General features: G+C 42.7%; 24 protein-coding genes and 1 other annotated feature. All 24 genes read left to right on the plus strand.

What is annotated here, in order from left to right; genetic code table 11:
• Position 1: 1 nt before the first annotated feature.
• The 24 genes from ACP8HG_RS03495 (at position 2) to ACP8HG_RS03610 (ending at position 17,478) form a co-directional block, all read left to right on the plus strand.
• On the plus strand, positions 2 to 1,213 hold the full coding sequence (locus ACP8HG_RS03495; protein WP_438298188.1) for a type II secretion system F family protein: 1,212 nt from the start codon (positions 2 to 4) through the stop codon (positions 1,211 to 1,213).
• 126 nt (positions 1,214 to 1,339) lie between these two features.
• Positions 1,340 to 1,768: a prepilin-type N-terminal cleavage/methylation domain-containing protein gene (locus tag ACP8HG_RS03500; protein WP_438298189.1), complete on the plus strand. Its 429-nt coding sequence runs from the start codon at positions 1,340 to 1,342 to the stop codon at positions 1,766 to 1,768.
• A gap of 34 nt (positions 1,769 to 1,802) precedes the next feature.
• Positions 1,803 to 2,762: a type IV pilus biogenesis protein PilM gene (gene pilM, locus ACP8HG_RS03505; RefSeq protein ID WP_438298190.1), complete on the plus strand. Its 960-nt coding sequence runs from the start codon at positions 1,803 to 1,805 to the stop codon at positions 2,760 to 2,762.
• Positions 2,763 to 2,764: 2 nt separating this feature from the next.
• Positions 2,765 to 3,397: a PilN domain-containing protein gene (locus ACP8HG_RS03510; RefSeq protein WP_438298191.1), complete on the plus strand. Its 633-nt coding sequence runs from the start codon at positions 2,765 to 2,767 to the stop codon at positions 3,395 to 3,397.
• Positions 3,390 to 4,073, plus strand: a complete 684-nt coding sequence (locus ACP8HG_RS03515) for a hypothetical protein (protein ID WP_438298192.1) — start codon at positions 3,390 to 3,392, stop codon at positions 4,071 to 4,073. Before ACP8HG_RS03510 ends, ACP8HG_RS03515 begins: the two co-directional genes overlap by 8 nt.
• The gene (locus tag ACP8HG_RS03520) at positions 4,070 to 4,825 is read left to right on the plus strand and encodes a prepilin peptidase (RefSeq protein ID WP_438298193.1); all 756 of its coding nucleotides are present in this window, start codon (positions 4,070 to 4,072) and stop codon (positions 4,823 to 4,825) included. Before ACP8HG_RS03515 ends, ACP8HG_RS03520 begins: the two co-directional genes overlap by 4 nt.
• A 149-nt stretch (positions 4,826 to 4,974) precedes the next feature.
• Positions 4,975 to 5,622, plus strand: coding sequence for a hypothetical protein (locus tag ACP8HG_RS03525; protein WP_067208126.1), 648 nt, complete (start codon positions 4,975 to 4,977; stop codon positions 5,620 to 5,622).
• Positions 5,623 to 5,717: 95 nt separating this feature from the next.
• Positions 5,718 to 6,332 carry a Maf family protein gene (locus tag ACP8HG_RS03530; RefSeq protein WP_399631843.1) on the plus strand — a complete coding sequence of 205 codons (615 nt, stop codon included), beginning with the start codon at positions 5,718 to 5,720 and terminating at the stop codon, positions 6,330 to 6,332.
• A gap of 16 nt (positions 6,333 to 6,348) precedes the next feature.
• Complete coding sequence (gene radC, locus ACP8HG_RS03535) at positions 6,349 to 7,020, plus strand: RadC family protein (protein ID WP_082786810.1); 672 nt, start codon at positions 6,349 to 6,351, stop codon at positions 7,018 to 7,020.
• Between the two features lie 146 nt (positions 7,021 to 7,166).
• On the plus strand, positions 7,167 to 8,183 hold the full coding sequence (locus tag ACP8HG_RS03540; protein ID WP_067208132.1) for a rod shape-determining protein: 1,017 nt from the start codon (positions 7,167 to 7,169) through the stop codon (positions 8,181 to 8,183).
• A 19-nt stretch (positions 8,184 to 8,202) separates the two neighbouring features.
• A complete protein-coding gene (mreC, locus tag ACP8HG_RS03545) occupies positions 8,203 to 9,090 on the plus strand; it encodes a rod shape-determining protein MreC (RefSeq protein ID WP_438298194.1) in 888 nt (295 codons plus the stop codon).
• Positions 9,087 to 9,611 carry a rod shape-determining protein MreD gene (gene mreD / locus ACP8HG_RS03550; RefSeq protein WP_067208137.1) on the plus strand — a complete coding sequence of 175 codons (525 nt, stop codon included), beginning with the start codon at positions 9,087 to 9,089 and terminating at the stop codon, positions 9,609 to 9,611. The genes mreC and mreD overlap by 4 nt, the downstream gene beginning before the upstream one ends.
• Before the next feature lie 22 nt (positions 9,612 to 9,633).
• Complete coding sequence (gene minC / locus ACP8HG_RS03555) at positions 9,634 to 10,305, plus strand: septum site-determining protein MinC (protein WP_067208140.1); 672 nt, start codon at positions 9,634 to 9,636, stop codon at positions 10,303 to 10,305.
• 1 nt (position 10,306) lies between these two features.
• Positions 10,307 to 11,104: a septum site-determining protein MinD gene (gene minD, locus ACP8HG_RS03560; protein ID WP_067208143.1), complete on the plus strand. Its 798-nt coding sequence runs from the start codon at positions 10,307 to 10,309 to the stop codon at positions 11,102 to 11,104.
• A 247-nt stretch (positions 11,105 to 11,351) separates the two neighbouring features.
• Complete coding sequence (locus ACP8HG_RS03565; RefSeq protein ID WP_438298195.1) at positions 11,352 to 11,777, plus strand: nuclease-related domain-containing protein; 426 nt, start codon at positions 11,352 to 11,354, stop codon at positions 11,775 to 11,777.
• Complete coding sequence (locus ACP8HG_RS03570) at positions 11,716 to 12,351, plus strand: hypothetical protein (RefSeq protein ID WP_438298196.1); 636 nt, start codon at positions 11,716 to 11,718, stop codon at positions 12,349 to 12,351. Before ACP8HG_RS03565 ends, ACP8HG_RS03570 begins: the two co-directional genes overlap by 62 nt.
• 270 nt (positions 12,352 to 12,621) lie before the next feature.
• On the plus strand, positions 12,622 to 13,173 hold the full coding sequence (locus ACP8HG_RS03575; protein ID WP_156475998.1) for a hypothetical protein: 552 nt from the start codon (positions 12,622 to 12,624) through the stop codon (positions 13,171 to 13,173).
• A complete protein-coding gene (locus tag ACP8HG_RS03580; RefSeq protein ID WP_067208151.1) occupies positions 13,170 to 13,781 on the plus strand; it encodes a M50 family metallopeptidase in 612 nt (203 codons plus the stop codon). The genes ACP8HG_RS03575 and ACP8HG_RS03580 overlap by 4 nt, the downstream gene beginning before the upstream one ends.
• Positions 13,782 to 13,823: 42 nt before the next feature.
• Positions 13,824 to 13,897, plus strand: a sequence feature (ribosomal protein L21 leader region).
• 13 nt (positions 13,898 to 13,910) lie between these two features.
• The gene (gene rplU, locus ACP8HG_RS03585; RefSeq protein ID WP_067208153.1) at positions 13,911 to 14,219 is read left to right on the plus strand and encodes a 50S ribosomal protein L21; all 309 of its coding nucleotides are present in this window, start codon (positions 13,911 to 13,913) and stop codon (positions 14,217 to 14,219) included.
• Positions 14,220 to 14,225: 6 nt separating this feature from the next.
• A complete protein-coding gene (locus tag ACP8HG_RS03590; protein ID WP_067208156.1) occupies positions 14,226 to 14,552 on the plus strand; it encodes a ribosomal-processing cysteine protease Prp in 327 nt (108 codons plus the stop codon).
• A gap of 15 nt (positions 14,553 to 14,567) precedes the next feature.
• A complete protein-coding gene (rpmA, locus tag ACP8HG_RS03595) occupies positions 14,568 to 14,858 on the plus strand; it encodes a 50S ribosomal protein L27 (protein WP_067208159.1) in 291 nt (96 codons plus the stop codon).
• Between the two features lie 284 nt (positions 14,859 to 15,142).
• On the plus strand, positions 15,143 to 15,661 hold the full coding sequence (locus ACP8HG_RS03600) for a Spo0B domain-containing protein (RefSeq protein WP_067208162.1): 519 nt from the start codon (positions 15,143 to 15,145) through the stop codon (positions 15,659 to 15,661).
• A gap of 11 nt (positions 15,662 to 15,672) precedes the next feature.
• The gene (obgE, locus tag ACP8HG_RS03605; RefSeq protein WP_067208165.1) at positions 15,673 to 16,965 is read left to right on the plus strand and encodes a GTPase ObgE; all 1,293 of its coding nucleotides are present in this window, start codon (positions 15,673 to 15,675) and stop codon (positions 16,963 to 16,965) included.
• Between the two features lie 57 nt (positions 16,966 to 17,022).
• Positions 17,023 to 17,478, plus strand: a complete 456-nt coding sequence (locus tag ACP8HG_RS03610) for an ACT domain-containing protein (protein WP_067208168.1) — start codon at positions 17,023 to 17,025, stop codon at positions 17,476 to 17,478.
• Positions 17,479 to 17,492 lie beyond the last annotated feature (14 nt).

Raw genomic sequence — 17,492 nt, forward strand, 5'->3', positions numbered from 1 at the left:
GATGGCTCGTTTCAAGTATGAAGGACGCGATGCTAAAGCAATCCGGACAGGTGTCATTGTGGCAGTGGACAAGCGGGAAGCTGCTATAAAATTAAAAAGTCAGGGAATCCGTGTGACGAACTTAACTGTGCAAGCAGAAACTGCGCTGACAAAAGAAATCGTCATCGGAAAACCGGTGAAACGAGAACATTTAATTATGTTCCTCCGTCAATTTTCAACGCTTCTTAGGGCGGGTGTTACAATCATTGATGCTATTCGGATTCTCGCGCTACAAGTTGAATCGAAACCGTTTCAAAAGATACTTATAACGGTAAACGATGATTTACGTGGGGGCGGTTCATTATCAGGGGCATTCACAAAACACCCGAAAGCGTTCGAACCAATCGTCGTCAATATGATTCGGGCAGGCGAAATGTCCGGTACGATTGATGATTCACTTGATCTTCTGGCTGATCATTTTGAAAAATCACATCAGCTCAAGCAAAAGGTTGTGTCTGCGATGTCTTATCCATTAGTCGTCGCAATTTTGGCAATTGGAGTTGTCATCTTTTTATTGACGACCATCGTTCCTATGTTTGTCGATATGTTTGCCAGTTTCGGAGGAGAGTTACCTTGGATTACGCGCTTCGTTATGAACGCGAGTACTTTTGTGACCACTTACTGGTACTTGCTGGTTTTATTCGCGGTGATTGTCGTCGGTGGGATTTGGATGATGAAAAGAAATAAAGAAGGTAAGCTTTTGTTAGATACATTTCTTTTAAGACTACCAATATTTGGTGACATCATGAAGAAATCTGTTTTGGCAACCATGACGCGGACGTTAAGTTCGTTGTTTGCGAGTTCTGTTCCAATTTTACAAGCGATGTCCATGACCGAAAAGATAGTAGAAAATGAAGTCATTTCTAGGGTGATTGCAAAGTCAAGAGAGTCATTGGAACGGGGCGGTTCGTTGACGGAGCCGATGAATGGGCACTGGGCGTTTCCACCGCTGATTCCCCATATGATTGCAATTGGTGAGCAAACAGGGTCTTTAGACGCGATGTTGGCGAAAGTTGCCGATTTTTACGAGAAAGAAGTGGAAGCTGCGACGGATCGGTTGAAAGCCTTGATAGAACCTTTGATGATTGTGCTGTTGGCTGGATTAGTCGGGACTATAGTCTTGGCTATAATGATGCCGATGTTCGAAATGTTTAATAACATAGACGGAATGTAAGGGTTAATTTCAATAATTAGTAAAAAAGACGTATAAATTATCGATATAGTAGTTTCATATTTTGTAGAATTAGGTATAATTAAGATGTAAGTAGAATAAGAAGATGAAAAAAGGGAGGAAACAGACATGAAGAAACTTTTGAAAAAACGTTTGAACAATGAAAAAGGATTAACGCTAGTCGAGTTATTGGCTGTTATTGTTATTTTGGGGATTATTGCGGCGATTGCGATTCCTTCGATTGGTGGGATTATTGATAACTCTAGAGTGAAAGCAATAAAAGCTGATGCTCAAAATATTCTTTCTGCAGGTAATCTGTATTTTGTGGAAAATTCAGATAAAACTGCCGTAACTCTAGAAGAATTAAAAACTGGAAAATTCATTGATGATGCAGGTTCATTCAAGGATGCAGCAGATGTTAACATTAAAAAGGCAGCAGGAGGAAACACATTTACTGGGACAGGCAAAAACGGTAAAAAACAGTTAGTAATTACTGATAAGACCATGACGGGCATTACTGCAATTGAAAACAATGCTGCTACAGATGTTCCAACTTAATTATTAATAATTATATTGTTTAGGAGCTGTTCCAATGCCCATGTCCATATTCACCCGCCGCAAGCGCACAGAATCCATGACAATTGAAGAAAATGCAGTCCGGTTTGTTCGGCTGAAATCGGTTGATCCGCTCGTTATCGATGTTGCGGAGGAAGTTTCCCTTCCTCCGAACGTCGTTGTGGAGGGGAAGATTGTCGATTCCGAAACGCTTGCGACGATATTGGACGGGGCGATTGAACAGTGGGGAATCTCCAAACGATCCGTCCAATTCCTCGCCCCGGATCAATATGTTATTATCCGCAAAGTCCCATACCCCGACGATGTCATGACGGACGAATTGAAGGGCCATTTCTTCATTGAGATTGGTTCAACACTCTATCTCCCGTTCGATGATCCTGTCTTCGATGTCGTCCCTTACTTACCCAATACCGAAACGAACGAAGCGATTATCATTGCCTCAAAAGAAAGTGTACTAAACCGTTACGAAGAGGTTTTGAAAGACGTGAAATTAAATCCGATAACGGCTGATATCACACCACTTGCCTTATATCGTCTTGCGTATAAACAGCACTCATTCACGGGTAAAGAACATGTTCTTTTAGCTGATTTGAAAGATGGTAAACTGACGGTATCTATTTTCCATGAGCATTTCCCACTCTTTATGCGACCAGTTGATTTGGAAAACTCGACGGATTTATCCGTTGTGACAGATATGACTGTTAAAGTGGGCAATGTCACGCCATCGACCATTGTTATGGAGTTAGAAAAACTCATTAATTTTTATCGCTATAATATGTGGAACGGTGCCGCTTCCATCACGCATCTTCTCGTGAATGGGGAGTACTCCCAAATGGATACCCTCCTTTCCGGAATCAGAGAACGGCTGAACGTCAAAGCAGATGTATTGGTTAAGAAGCCTTTACAACTTGCGACCGGGGAAGAGCTGCCAGCGCGCTTCAACAGAACAATCGGGTTGGCATTGAAAGAGGTGTAGTCATGTTAGTCGATATTAATCTATTACCTGAAAAAGAGAAGGAGCGGTCGACGCTCCTCATCGCTGCACTGGCTATTCTAGGTGCAGCTGTTCTTTTTTGGTTGGCATTATTCATGCTTTCTAATAGTCTAGCAAAAGAGACGGAAACGCTTGAGCAGCAGCTGATAGTTCTACAGCAAAATCAAGAGGAAATCCGTTCTGAGCTTCAGAAAACCGACTCAGGTGACGAGAAAAGGTTGCTCGCATCGACTGTAGATTGGGCAGAGAACTATCAGTTTGATACAGTTCCTCTTTTACATGAACTTATAAATTTATTGCCAGAACGAGGATTCTTCCAAACGTTTGATTTTACGGGTCCCAATTTGGCAACTGTTATAGTCCAATTCGACACAAAACCAGACAGTGCATATTATTACACGCGATTAAAATCATCACAGGTCATATCAGAGATTCATCTTGATTCTGTGAAAGTTGAAAATGTATCGACTGAAGAAACTAATCCAGCAACTGATGTTCTGCCGCGTTTTATTGCTACCTATTCAATCTTATTTACTGATCAACGGATTGCGGTCGAGGGGACAGCTGGAGTTGACGAGGCACAAAGTTCGGATGAGGGAGATGATACGGGTGACTAATTTGACGAAACGCCAAAAAGAAATAGTCCTAGTCATCCTCTCCGTTTTGTTATTCATTTCACTTGCAGCCTATTCTTATTTCAAAGTGTATGTACCTGTTAAAGATACGAATGAGCAGATGAAGCTCACGACTTCCAATGAGCGGGACGTGTTGTTTGCTCTTCGTAAGCAGTCCGCGGCTAAGGGGCAAACTGATACGACCAGTTCGCAGCCATTGCAGCGTAAAGTACCGTCAATGCCATTAGAAGATGCCGTACTTCTCCAAATCGGCAAAGCGGAAATAAAATCTAGCACCCTAGTACAAGACATAACATTTGCGCAAGGCGAATTTATCATAGAAAATCCTGTTGAAAATGTTGAGAATATTAACCAGTTGTTGACTGAAGTGGTGCTTCAATCCGATTCGTACACGGGGATTGAAAAATTCGTCGATGAAATTGAGAAGATGGAGCGCGTTTTTATCGTTGATTCCATCAGTATCAATGTACCTGTTGAAATTCGTGACCAGCAATTAGACGAGGGGCTGATAGAGATGACGGTGGCGTTTTCCGCTTTTTATCGTCCTGATTTAGTAGGTTTACAGCACGAGGTCCCGAAAATAGATGCACCTCCGCCTAGTGAGAAAATCGATCCGACACCTTTCAATGATGGCGTGGAAGCAGGGGATACCAAATGACGATTGTAATCACAAGCCTGTTTTTCATCTATGGAATCGTTTTTGGCTCATTCTTCAACGTTGTGGGTCTAAGAGTTCCTAAAAAGGAATCAATTGTGTCACCGCCTTCCCATTGCACGACATGTGACCGAAAACTGGGAGTTCTTGACCTCGTTCCGGTCTTTTCCTATATCTTCCTAAAGGGGAAGTGCAGAAGATGCGGTTCAAAAATCAGCCCTATTTATCCGTTCATGGAATTTGTGACAGGTGTGTTGTTCGCTTTATCATTTTATATGCTCGGTTTCAGTTCAGAACTGGTCGTCGCAATTTTATTCATGTCGCTTCTTGTCATCATTACAGTGTCGGACATCGCGTATATGCTTATCCCTAATAAGGTATTGTTGCCGTTCGCTATAGTGCTTATCGGACTGCGGTTAATCATTCCCCTTGAACCTTGGTGGGATAGCTTCCTTGGGGCTATAGTGGGCTTTGGAGTACTCTATCTCATCGCAGTTGTGTCGAAAGGTGGAATGGGTGGCGGGGATATCAAGTTGTTTTTCGTTATCGGTCTTGTGCTGGGTACGACGAATACACTTGTGACACTGTTTTTGGCGGCGTTCATCGGGTCTATTGTTGGGCTTATCGTGTTAAAACGGACAGGGCAAGGACGAAAAACACCAATCCCATTCGGTCCCTCGATTGCAGTGGCTGCTGTCATCTCTTATTTCTGGGGAGCTGATTTTGTCGCTTGGTATGGCAATCTATTCTATTAAGTCGATAAATTTATTGGAACAAGGCGACATACGTCTTGTTCTTTTTCATGTCCACTCTGATACCGTTAACTATAAAAGTACCTTGGTTAGGGCAGACTTATGCCCCAAGCAACTAGGCGCTAGATAAACTTAAAACGGGGTGGTCAGCAATGAAATTCGGAAAACGTTATTCGAAAGGGACAGTTTTCATGGCGATGCTTCACGGTGTCCTCATAGGTGTCGCAGCTGTTGCAGTGATTGGTCTACTACTTGCTGGGACCAAAGGGAAAGACGATGTAAAGACCAGTGGCAAAGAATTAGCCGCATCGGGTCCAGCACCTGTTGAAAATTCAGCAAAGCCTGATGAAGAGCCGTTACAATTATTTGCAAAACAGCATGGGGCATTCTCGTCCTCGGAATCTGCAACTCTATTTATTGCAGAAGATCCAACTCTATCGAAAGCGGCCGTTATAAAGGCGGCCGATAAATACTTAGTTTGGACCGCTGTTGGATTGACGGAAAATGAGATTGATTCTAGTGAGTCTGAAGGTACTTATCGGAAAACATTCAGGGCAGATACCTCATCCTGCGGGGCAATCGGTGCAGGGAAATTGCGTGAGGTCCTCATGCAAACAGAAATAGCCAAAATTAATAATTTGGACGAAACTACAAAGGAGGGGAAAGATGATGATAAGACAAAAGGTTTTTACAAGAATATTACCACCATTACAACATTTACGAAGGATTTACGTGTCGTTAGATTGCTTCTTCTTTCCCAGTATTCACATACAGAAAACTGCGTTAAAATCACTTTTTGAGGCTTGAAAAGGGGACGGATTTGAGTTGTGAGGATTTTGAGACAATTTTCACAAATCCTTTTATCCAGTATGATTGGCTAAAGGGGGAATTACTAATGAAATTTACAGTTGTTAAACCAGTTATTCTAGCTTCAGCATCTCCGCGCAGGAAAGAAATTCTAAGTTTGCTTGGCTTCCCGTTTACAGTCGTGCCAAGCAATGTGGCTGAGGATTTAGCTGTAGAAAATGACGACTTTGAAGGCTATGCACGGCAACTTGCCGCGATGAAAACGCAGGCAGTAGCGAATGATAAGCCCAATTGTATTGTAATCGGAGCGGATACGATTGTTGTGCATGAAGGCAAATTATATTCGAAACCTGAAAGTAAAGAACAAGCGCAAGTATTTTTAAAAGAGCTTTCAGGGAAAACGCATTCAGTTATAACAGGCGTTGGAGTATTTATGGATGATAAAATATGTACATTTTCCGTCCAGACAAAAGTTACTTTTCGTGAACTTGATGATATGTTGATTAACGCATATGTGAAATCCGGAGATCCAATGGACAAGGCTGGCGGATACGGTATTCAGACGGCTGGCGCATTATTGGTGGATAAAATTGATGGTGATTACTACAATGTTATGGGATTGCCAATTGCGAAGTTAACTGAGTATATGCGGAAGTTGGGCTTTATGGAATTGAATGGTGGTGTATCATTCATTGACAATTGATCTTCAGCCCAAAATGATGATTCGCGATGTACATATTGCGGACAGGCCACGTGAACGACTCATCAGACAAGGTGCGGAAAGTTTGTCCAATCAAGAGCTGATTGCGATATTGTTACGCACAGGTACAAAACAGGAATCTGTTCTTGTTCTTGCTAACCGAATCTTATCCTCATTCGATAAAATCCAAGACTTGAAAGACGCTACGATTGAAGAACTGATGCTGGTAAAAGGAGTCGGTAAGGCGAAGGCTGTCCAAATTCTTGCTGCCGCAGAGATTGGCAAGCGGATGTATCGTAAGCATTCAGAGGGACGATACACGATAAGATCCCCGGAAGATGCAGCTGCCTATTTAATGACGGATATGGCCTCACTCAATCAAGAGCATTTCGTAGTGCTCTTTTTGAATGTTAAAAATGAGGTCCTTCATAAACAGACTATTTTTATCGGTAGCCTCAACTCCAGCATAGTTCATCCGCGTGAAATTTTTCGCGAAGCAGTAAAGCGGTCTGCCGCGTCAATTGTAGTTGCGCATAATCATCCGAGTGGAAACCCCTCACCATCTCCAGAAGATATCGAAGTAACGAAAAGATTAATTGAAGCGGGTTCGATTATGGGCATCGAAGTTCTCGACCACGTTATCATTGGAGATCACCAGTTTTTAAGCCTGAAAGAGAAGGGATATATGTAAATTTATTCTGAAATAATGCTTCGAATGGCACGAAAAATGAATAAGGGTACATGTGACGCTGTGAATTTGCTCTTCTATCCGTTATACTATGGTGTATGATTTCATGAATGCCGTAATTAACGGTTTAGCAGAAAGGAAGAACACAATTGTTTGGATTTGGATCTAGAGATGTCGGGATTGACCTCGGCACAGCAAATACATTAGTTTTCATTAAAGGAAAAGGCATTGTCCTCAGAGAGCCTTCAGTAGTAGCGAAAAATACACATACTGGTGAAATTGTAGCAGTCGGTAGCGCTGCGAGAAATATGATTGGTCGTACACCTGGATCTATCGTGGCAACACGCCCGATGAAAGACGGCGTCATTGCTGATTTTGAAATTACGACAGCAATGATTGAGCATTACATGAAAGAGGCAACGAAAACGTCGGGCGGAGCATGGAAAAAGCCAAACGTCCTAATTTGTGTACCTTACGGAATTACTTCCGTTGAACAGCGTGCGGTTATCGATGCTTCACGTCAAGCCGGTGCAAAAGAAGCGTTCACAATTGAAGAACCGTTTGCGGCTGCAATCGGCGCAAATCTACCTGTTTGGGAACCTACTGGTAGTATGGTCGTCGATATAGGTGGCGGTACAACAGAAGTTGCGGTCATTTCACTTGGCGGCATCGTAACAAGCGAGTCAATCCGTGTCGGTGGCGACACAATGGATGGCGCGATTATTAGCTATATCCGCAAAATGTATAATTTGACTATCGGTGAACGGACTGCAGAAGCTATTAAAATTGAAATTGGTTCTGCAAAAGTAATCGGCGATACACAGAAGATGGAAATTCGTGGACGTGATCTTTTGACTGGTCTGCCGAAAACAATCGAAATTTCTTCTGATGAAATCGCAGAAGCATTGCGTGAGTCAATTGCACAAATCATTGATGGTGTGAAGAAGACGCTTGAAACAACACCTCCGGAATTATCTTCGGATGTTATGGAACGCGGAATTGTGCTAACAGGTGGTGGTGCATTGCTCCAGAATCTTGATAAAGTCATTTCTGATGAAACACAAATGCCTGTTTTCATAGCTGAAGATCCACTTGATTGTGTTGCAATCGGTACAGGTAAAGCACTTGATAATTTTGAATTGATCAAAAAAATGCAAGGTAGATAAGTAAGGGAGGACATGGGCAATGCCGCGATTTTTTTCAAATAAACGTTTGATATTACTGCTCGTGGGCGTCATTATCCTTGTGGCATTAATTTCATTCTCCCTCAAAGACCGGCAGAATGCCTCCCTTCCAGAACAAGTTGTGAAAGATGTCGTCGGCTTCGGGCAGTCACTATTCTCGAAGCCGGCGCTTTACATAACAAACGTTATTGGGAATATTGATGGGATTTTGAATACATATGAAGAAAACAAACATTTAAAAGTAAGATTAAGCGAATACGCCTCTGGACAAGCCGAGCTGGCGGATGTGAAAGCAGAAAATGAACGCCTGCTCGAAATTGTCGGCAAAAAAGATGAATTGCGTATTTATGATCCGGTCCAGGCGACGGTCATTTCGCGGAACCCTGACCAGTGGGAAGAGAAAATCATCATAGACAAGGGCGAAAATCAAGGTATTGAAAAGAATATGGCGGTCATTACAGCGGATGGCCTAGTTGGAAAAGTTGTACTTGTTACAAAGTTTACATCCACAGTCGAGCTATTGTCGACGGAGAATCGTAATTTCCGTGTTGCTGCAGTTGTTGCAGGTGAAAAGACTTACGGACTTATCGAGGGGTACGACATTAAACGCAGTGAGCTTATTATGAAACGTATTGACTCTAGTTTCGAAGTCAAAGTCGGTCAGAAAGTCATAACATCCGGTCTTGGTGGTATTTTTCCGAAAGGGCTTTTAATTGGAGAAGTAACAGAAGTATCGACAGATGATTATGGACTGACGAAGTTGGCATATATCCGGCCGGCAGCGGACTTTTCGTTGTTGGACCATGTTATCATTGCTAAGCGCTCATCCATTGTTCAGGGGACAGACGGGGACAGCTCTGCGGATACTGAGGGGGAGGATGGATCATGATCCGATCCGTCATCCCTCTTATTGCCGTATTGTTGTTTTTCCTAGAGCCTGTATTCAGTCTGTTTTCACCGGTGAACATTGGTAGTGATAGCTATACGCTTGTTCCGCGGTTTGTTATCGTGTACCTTATTTTTATAGCTGTCTATTACAGTAGAAAACATGCAATCATTTACGGAATTGTGCTTGGACTCTTGTATGATATGTACCATATTGATATTATTGGATTATATGCATTTCTCTATCCTTTGATCTGCTTTATTGCAACACTAATTATTCGCCAAATCCACCGCCATATTGTTACGGTGATGTTCTTGGCCTTACTTCTGATTATCGTGCTCGAAGTACTATCATACTTTTTTGCTAGTCTCGTTTCATTGACATCTATTGGATTGGATGAATTCATTACAGGGAGACTTATTCCAACGATAATTGCCAACTCCATATTCGTTGGTATGTTCGGTTGGTTTTTCAAAACACTTATTTATAAAAGAGTAGTAGAGCGACAGGGCGAAACTTTGTAAAAGAAAATGCGGGGTGACGCAAATGACGAAACAGCAATATGTAACAATAAAAGGGACAAAAGACGGTCTTGTTCTTCGGCTTGACGACAAATGCGCTTATTCGGACATGATTGCCGAGCTCCGCAGAAAAGTGGAGGAAGACGGCTTGGAAGGACTTGCGGAAGTGCAGGTTCATACGGGTAGTCGCTACTGCAATGAAGAAGAATTGCGAGAGATAATGAACGCGATTCATGATTCTCCAAATTTACGTGTATCAAAAATCCAAAGTGATGTTATCACGATGGAAGAATGCAATAGAAAAGTACTTGAAAATCAATCTGAAACCTACATCGGCATCGTGCGATCGGGTCAAGTTGTGCAGGCAGAAGGGGATCTCGTTGTCATTGGTGACGTGAATCCCAATGGCCGCGTCGTCGCTGCGGGCAGCATTTATGTACTTGGTAGACTGAAGGGGATCGCTCATGCAGGATCGAGCGGCAATACGAAGGCTGTGATCGCGGCTTCTTGGCTTGAAGCAACACATCTTATAATCGCGGACAAAATGGAAACGATGACGGATGAGTTAACGATTTTGTCGGAACAACCGGAAATGGAATGTGCTTATTTGCATCCGAACGGCTTCATTGCCATCGACCGTCTGCAGGAACTCCGGATTCTTCGGCCTGGTCTGTCATCATTCAAAGGAGGAAGCTAGTTTGGGAGAAGCAATCGTAATAACATCTGGTAAAGGTGGTGTCGGCAAGACGACGACATCCGCAAATCTTGGAACTGCACTGGCTCTCCAAGGTAAAAAAGTGTGTCTGATTGACACTGATATCGGCCTCCGTAATCTTGACGTCATTCTCGGCCTTGAAAACCGTATCATCTATGATTTAGTGGATGTTATTGAAGGACGCTGCAAAGTTCAACAGGCACTCGTGAAGGATAAACGTTTCGAGGACGGTCTCTTTTTATTACCGGCTGCTCAGACTACTGATAAAAACGCAATCAATCCTGAACAGATGAAAAACTTGGTTACTGAACTGAAACGGGATTATGATTATATATTGATTGACTGTCCGGCTGGAATCGAACAAGGTTTCAAAAATGCCATTGCTGGTGCTGACCGTGCCATTGTCGTTACGACTCCTGAAATTTCGGCCGTTCGTGACGCCGATCGAATCATTGGTTTGCTTGAACAGGAAGACATAGAACCCCCGAAACTGATCATCAACCGCATCAGACGGCATCTCATGAATAGCGGAGATGCACTTGATGTCAACGATATTACGACACACTTGTCTATCGACTTGCTCGGCATCATCCTAGACGATGAGAACGTCATCACCTCCTCAAACAAAGGGGAGCCCGTCGTCATGGATCCAGCGAATCCTGCAGCAATTGGCTATCGTAACATTGCGCGCCGTATCCTCGGCGAATCAGTTCCGCTTATGTCTCTTACCACGGGAAAACCTGGATTCTTCGGTAAACTTAAATCGATATTTGTGAAATAACCCTAAAACCCCTTGCACATATTTTTTGTGTTGGGGGTTTTTTGTGAATTTTAGGTGGTGAAAATGGAAGAGTTGAAATTACAATTCGAAAGTTCCGATTAAACGTGGATTGTAGCAATTAGGTTTCAAGAGTTGAAGTTAAGCATTGAGAGTTGCAATTAGCGATAGTAAATGAATTGGGTTCCGCGATTGAAGTTAGAAATCGATACTTTTTCAATGAGAAATTCAAAATAGGAGGAGATTTTGATTGATAATTAAAAAACGAGGTATTCCAGGGGCTTTTGCAGGGCTAGCATCGCTTGTTTCACGTATATCGGAATCCGATGAAATGTTTAAAAGAATTAAGTCTGATTATAAAAATAGTCGAGCGGGATTTGCGGGTGAATTGAAAGTTGATAATTATTTGAAAGAGCTTGAACTAAAGATGCCCTATTACGTTTTGCAGAATCTGAATATCAAGGTTGGAAAAAAGGAAGTTCAAATTGATACATTACTTATACATCCTAATTTCATTTTAGTAATAGAAATAAAAAATATGCGGGGGGAATTTTATTTTGATCCCGTTAATAAACATTTTTATAGGCTGAACGACGAAGGGGAAAAAGGAAGGAATGAGGAACCCGGAAGCGCAGCTAAGTCGGTCGACAACTATTATCAATTCATTTCTTCGTAATATAGGGGTCGAGATGTCCGCCAATGGACTTATCGTATTCGTTAGCCGTGCGGGGATCGTTATGCAAGCATCGGAAAACTGGAAAACGATTCCGATTGATTCACTGGTGGAATATATCGAATTTTTAGAGAGTCGTACTAAACGTGTGATCGCGAATGAAATATGCAAGCGTTTGGCATTTGAGCTTTTGACCGAAGATAGACTAGAAAAACCATTTAGTATCGTTGACTATTATAATATTTCGGTTGATAAAGTGAAGAAAGGGGTCAGATGTCCAAAGTGTGATTACATTCCAATGCTAAGAAAGCATTCGCGATGGTGTTGTGGGAAATGCGGAAAGGAATCACGTGATGCTCATCTCAATACCCTACAGGAATATCGTTTATTATTTGGACCGGAAATTACGAGTAGAAGTGCGATTGAATTCATGCAGCACGACTCCATTTACTTTGCGATACGTGTTCTTAATAATAATGCTGAAATAAAAAAAGCGAAGACAAGGTATAGATTATTTCAAATTAGAGATGAAAAACATCTATTATCGGAATTTATTCGGGAAGAGTTGAAAAAATAGTTGTTGAAATAGGAGGTTTGCAATTAGGTTTGACTAGTTGCAATTAGAATTCGAAAGTTGCAATTGAAATCCCGGAGTTGCAGTTAAAACTCGCTAGTTGCAATTAGAACCAAAAAGTTGCAACCAAAGAGAGGTAACGGGTATTTGCTGCCCAACTTTTCTCGCAGAAATAGAACTATACGGACCCCACTTTCGATAAATTCCGTTCAACCGCCCATAATATTCCCCCCACCTACGTCATATACTAAAAAAAACGGGTGGTGTGACCGGTTGAAATGGAGAACGAAGTGGATGATGGCAATTGTGTTGACGCTCGGGGTGATTGGTGTGGCGAAGTTGGAGGATGCGGGTGTGATACGGGAACCTGTTACGCAGTATGTCACGTCTGGCAAGGACTTTATAGCGATGAAAAAATGGGTGGCAACAATAATTAAAGATCCGGCTGCTGACCAAATCGCGGTCATGGCAGATCCCCATCAGGAAGACCCTTTTTCCGCGTATGAATCAATGCAGCCATATAAAGAGGGTGTGATTGTATCCTATACACAACCGTTAACGATTGATGCGCAAGAGAACGGGCTTGTCATTTTTACAGGTTTCACCCGCGAATCGGGGAAAACCGTTACGGTGTTATATGATAGTGGGGATGAAGTGACGTATGGTTACGTTGGAAAAGTTGTCAAACTGCCGTATACAGCTGTGAAAAAAGGGGACACGCTGGCGCTAATGGATGAGGGGGCGATTTATCTGAAGGTAAAGCGTGATGGTGTGAAAATGGATGCGTCGCTTTTGCCGACATATCTTTCGGGCGGGGAACAATGAAATTTAAGCTTCATCCTGTTCTTTTGCCTTTTTTTCTATTTTTAATCATGACCGGCAGCATTTCGATCTATGCCATTATCTTTATTTCGCTTCTGATTCATGAAGCTGGGCACCTCCTTGCTGCCTATCTTACTGGAATGCGCATACGATCTTGTACAATCATGCCTTACGGTGGCGAAATCGTTATTTGGAATAAACATATGGCACCAAGAAGAGATCGTCTCCTCGTCGCGCTCAGCGGTCCTTTAGCAACGTTGCTCCTATTATTAATGGCGATTTGGATTCCATTTCCGGGTGACGACCAAGTTATCCGGATTCAAGTTGCATTGCTAGTGCTTAACTTACTTCCCATTCTACCGCTTGATGGTGGACAGGCAATATGTGCGCTGCTCGAAACAGAAGGTTCCGTTTATCGCACACGCTCGCTCGTTTTGCTGCATTCAATTCTACTTCTTTGCGCTAGTATTATCCTATTATCAATTGATATACCTAAGACATTGCCCTACATTCTCCTGGCAACGTTCCTCTTGCTTCAAAACATTTCCGCTTTTCGGTTCCGAAAATATGAAAAAGCATTTGCAGAAATAAAATTAAATAGGTTGACGTAATTAAATATACGTGGTAATATTCAAATGTTATTGTTTGTAGCACCCGTGCTACAACCGCGCTGATAAGGTACAAGTATCCGTACGGATCACCTTGGAAGGCGAGTCTGTAATTATAGAGGAGGTGCAAGTATGTACGCAATTATTGAAACTGGTGGAAAACAGATCAAAGTTGAAAAAGGCCAGGAAATCTACATTGAAAAAGTAGCTGGTGAAGCTGACGAAGTTGTCACTTTCAACAGAGTTCTATTCGTAGGTGGAGAAGACGTGAAAGTAGGCGTTCCATTCGTGGAAGGCGCTACAGTTACAGGAACTGTTGTTAAACAGGGCCGTGCTAAAAAAATCACTGTTTTCAAATACAAGCCGAAAAAGAACTATCACAAAAAACAAGGTCATCGTCAGCCATACACTAAAATCGTCATTGACGGTATTAACCTGTAAGCCGGCATGATCAAGATCATCATCAAGAAACAATCATCCGGTCGTATCAACTCTTTTGAGATGACAGGCCACGCTAATTTTGCAGAATACGGAAAAGACCTTGTCTGTGCAGCTGCATCTGCAGTATCATTTGGTGCTGTCAATGCAATTATTGCACTTACAGGCAAAACCCCTGAGATTCAACAAGGATCTGACGGTGGCTATTTGAAAGTCAGTTTTCCTGAAACTGAAGAAAACGATCACGATACACAGTTGATTGTAAAGGCGATGATTGTTTCATTGCAGACGATTGAAAATGACTATGGGCAACATATAAAAATTATTCTTAAATAGTAGGAGGTGGCATACATGCTACGTTTAGATCTCCAGTTTTTCGCATCGAAAAAAGGGGTAGGTTCTACTCGGAACGGTCGTGACTCTCACTCGAAACGTCTTGGCGCAAAACGCGCGGACGGACAGTTTGTTACTGGCGGCTCAATCCTTTATCGTCAGCGCGGAACGAAAATTCATCCAGGTGAAAACGTCGGTCTCGGTGGTGACGATACTCTTTTCGCAAAAGTTGACGGCGTCGTTCGTTTCGAACGTTTTGGTCGTGACAAAAAGAAAGTTAGCGTATACCCTGAAGTTCAGGAAGCTTAATATACGTACGACAGAAAGGACTGCATACGAATATGCAGTCCTTTTTCTTTTTTTCCGAGAGAAGAAAATGTGTTTTTTCTACTTAGATTGTTGTCTGGGCGCCAGCTGCTCGCATCGCTTCAGTGGAAAGGGATTAGAACTGCATCCCTCTTACTTGATGAAAAAGCAAAGAGTGCCTTTATGTTCAAGCCTTCCAGCGCTTTTAGCGTCTAAACGGCGTCTTGCGCATTTCTAGGCAACAGATGCTATACTATATACATGAAAATTGTTGGCGGTGAATGGGAATGGGGAACAGTAAACTTACCACGGCGGAAGCGCTGAAATTTGCAAGACATGATTTTTTAAATGAACTTCAATTAGTCTTGCTCTATATCGATCTTGATAAACTACCGGAAGCAAAACAAAAGATCTTGGAAGCAACCAATCGTATGCGTGAAGTGGCATTATTAGAAAGGCTCGGACTTCCAGCCGTTGAGATATGGCTCACTACGTTCGACTGGCTATATGGTGCTTTTACAAAAACGATGACGTGTACAATAGCATCCGGAATCCGGGAAGCTGATGATGCGGCAGTTGTAACTTATTTAGAACGAATGTTTAGTGAAGCTGAAAAAACATTGGACCCGACTTCTGAGTACGAAACGCAGATCGATGTGCAGGCAACAGCCGAAAGTTGGTCAATTACGATTACTGTGCATGCCCACATGAAAAAAAATCTGTTAGAACCGGTGGCACTCGGAAACATTACAGTTGAAGAGACACTTTCGCAAAATCAATGGACGTTCACAATTAGTGGACAATAGGAGGAAAATAAATGTTTGTCGATCACGTAAAGATTTATGTAAAAGGCGGCGACGGTGGTGATGGAATGGTTGCTTTCCGTCGAGAAAAATATATCGCATATGGCGGTCCAGCCGGTGGTGATGGAGGACAAGGTGCTAACGTTGTTTTCATCGTGGATGAAGGATTGCGTACACTGATGGATTTCCGTTACCAGCGTCATTTCAAGGCGCCACGCGGTGAGCATGGTGGCAGTAAAAATATGCACGGGAAGAACGCAACTGATGTAGTTGTCAAAGTCCCACCTGGTACGATTGTGACAGACGCAGAGGACGGTTCAATCATCGCTGACCTCGTTGAGCACGGTCAGACAGCAATCATTGCTAAGGGCGGTCGTGGAGGACGTGGGAATAGCCGGTTCGCAACTCCGTCAAACCCTGCACCTGAACTATCTGAAAAAGGTGAGCCGGGCGCTAATAAAGAAATTAACCTGGAATTGAAAGTGCTAGCGGATGCAGGACTAGTTGGCTTCCCAAGTGTAGGGAAATCGACGTTATTATCTGTTGTTTCCGCTGCAAAACCGAAAATTGCAGATTATCATTTTACGACACTTGTTCCGAATTTGGGCATGGTTGAAACGGATGATCACCGCGGCTTCGTGCTAGCTGACCTTCCGGGATTGATTGAAGGAGCGCACCAAGGTATTGGTCTCGGTCATCAGTTCTTACGCCATATCGAACGGACACGCGTCATCATCCATGTTGTTGATATGTCCGGCCTTGAAGGACGTGAACCATTCGAGGACTTCTTGACAATTAATGAGGAGTTAGAACAATACAACTTACGTTTAACAGAACGTCCGCAAATCATTGTTGCAAATAAAATGGACATGCCTGAAGCGGAAGAGAATCTAAAAGTCTTCAAGGAAAAACTGAATGACAGCAATGCACTCATCTTCCCAATTTCAGCACTCACAAGAACTGGACTTGACGGATTGCTACATGCGGTTGCAAATCTCCTTGAAACGACACCGGAATTCCCGATGCATGAAATTGAGGACGAAGACAAAGAGAACTCAGTTCTGTACAAATATGATGGAGAAGCAGAGTTGTTTAAAGTGGCGCGTGATGATGATGGCGCATTCGTATTGTCGGGCTATACAATTGAGCGTCTGTTCAAAATGACTGACTTCAACTTTGACCAATCCGTACGTAAATTCGCGAGACAATTGCGTGCTATGGGTGTAGATGATGAACTCCGTAAACGTGGCGCGAAAGATGGAGATACTGTGCGACTTCTTGACTTCGAATTTGACTTCGTAGATTAATCAGGTGGAATGAATGACTAAAAAATGACAAAAGCTACGCACGAAGGGGGATATCCTATGAAGCAGTTGGGGGAAGGTCAGTTTTATCTTGTAAGGGAAGACGTACTGACAGAATCGATGCTGAAAATGTTAGAAGCGAAAAGGCTTTTGGCAAGCGGAGAGGAATCGACGATACAAGATGCCACGAAGAGGGTAGGATTATCCCGTAGTGCATTTTATAAATACCGTGACACTGTTTATCCGTTCGAATCAATTGCACGTGAGCGTATCCTAACGATTTTCATTCAGCTGGAAGACCGGAAAGGATCGCTTGCGACATTGTTGCAGATTGTCTCTGAGTCAAAATGTAATGTCTTGACAATTCATCAGACCATTCCTGTTCAAGCACGGGCTAATATTACTTTGTCACTCGATGTAACAGAAATGATCATAAAAATGGAAGAGTTCCTGCAACGGTTGAAAGCACCTGACTTTGTCGATTCAGTTGTCTTAATCAGTTCAGGTGCACTCTGATGGGAGGATACTAG

It is taken from the genome of Sporosarcina sp. FA15, from assembly GCF_051550195.1.
Classification (GTDB): Bacteria; Bacillota; Bacilli; order Bacillales_A; family Planococcaceae; genus Sporosarcina; species Sporosarcina psychrophila.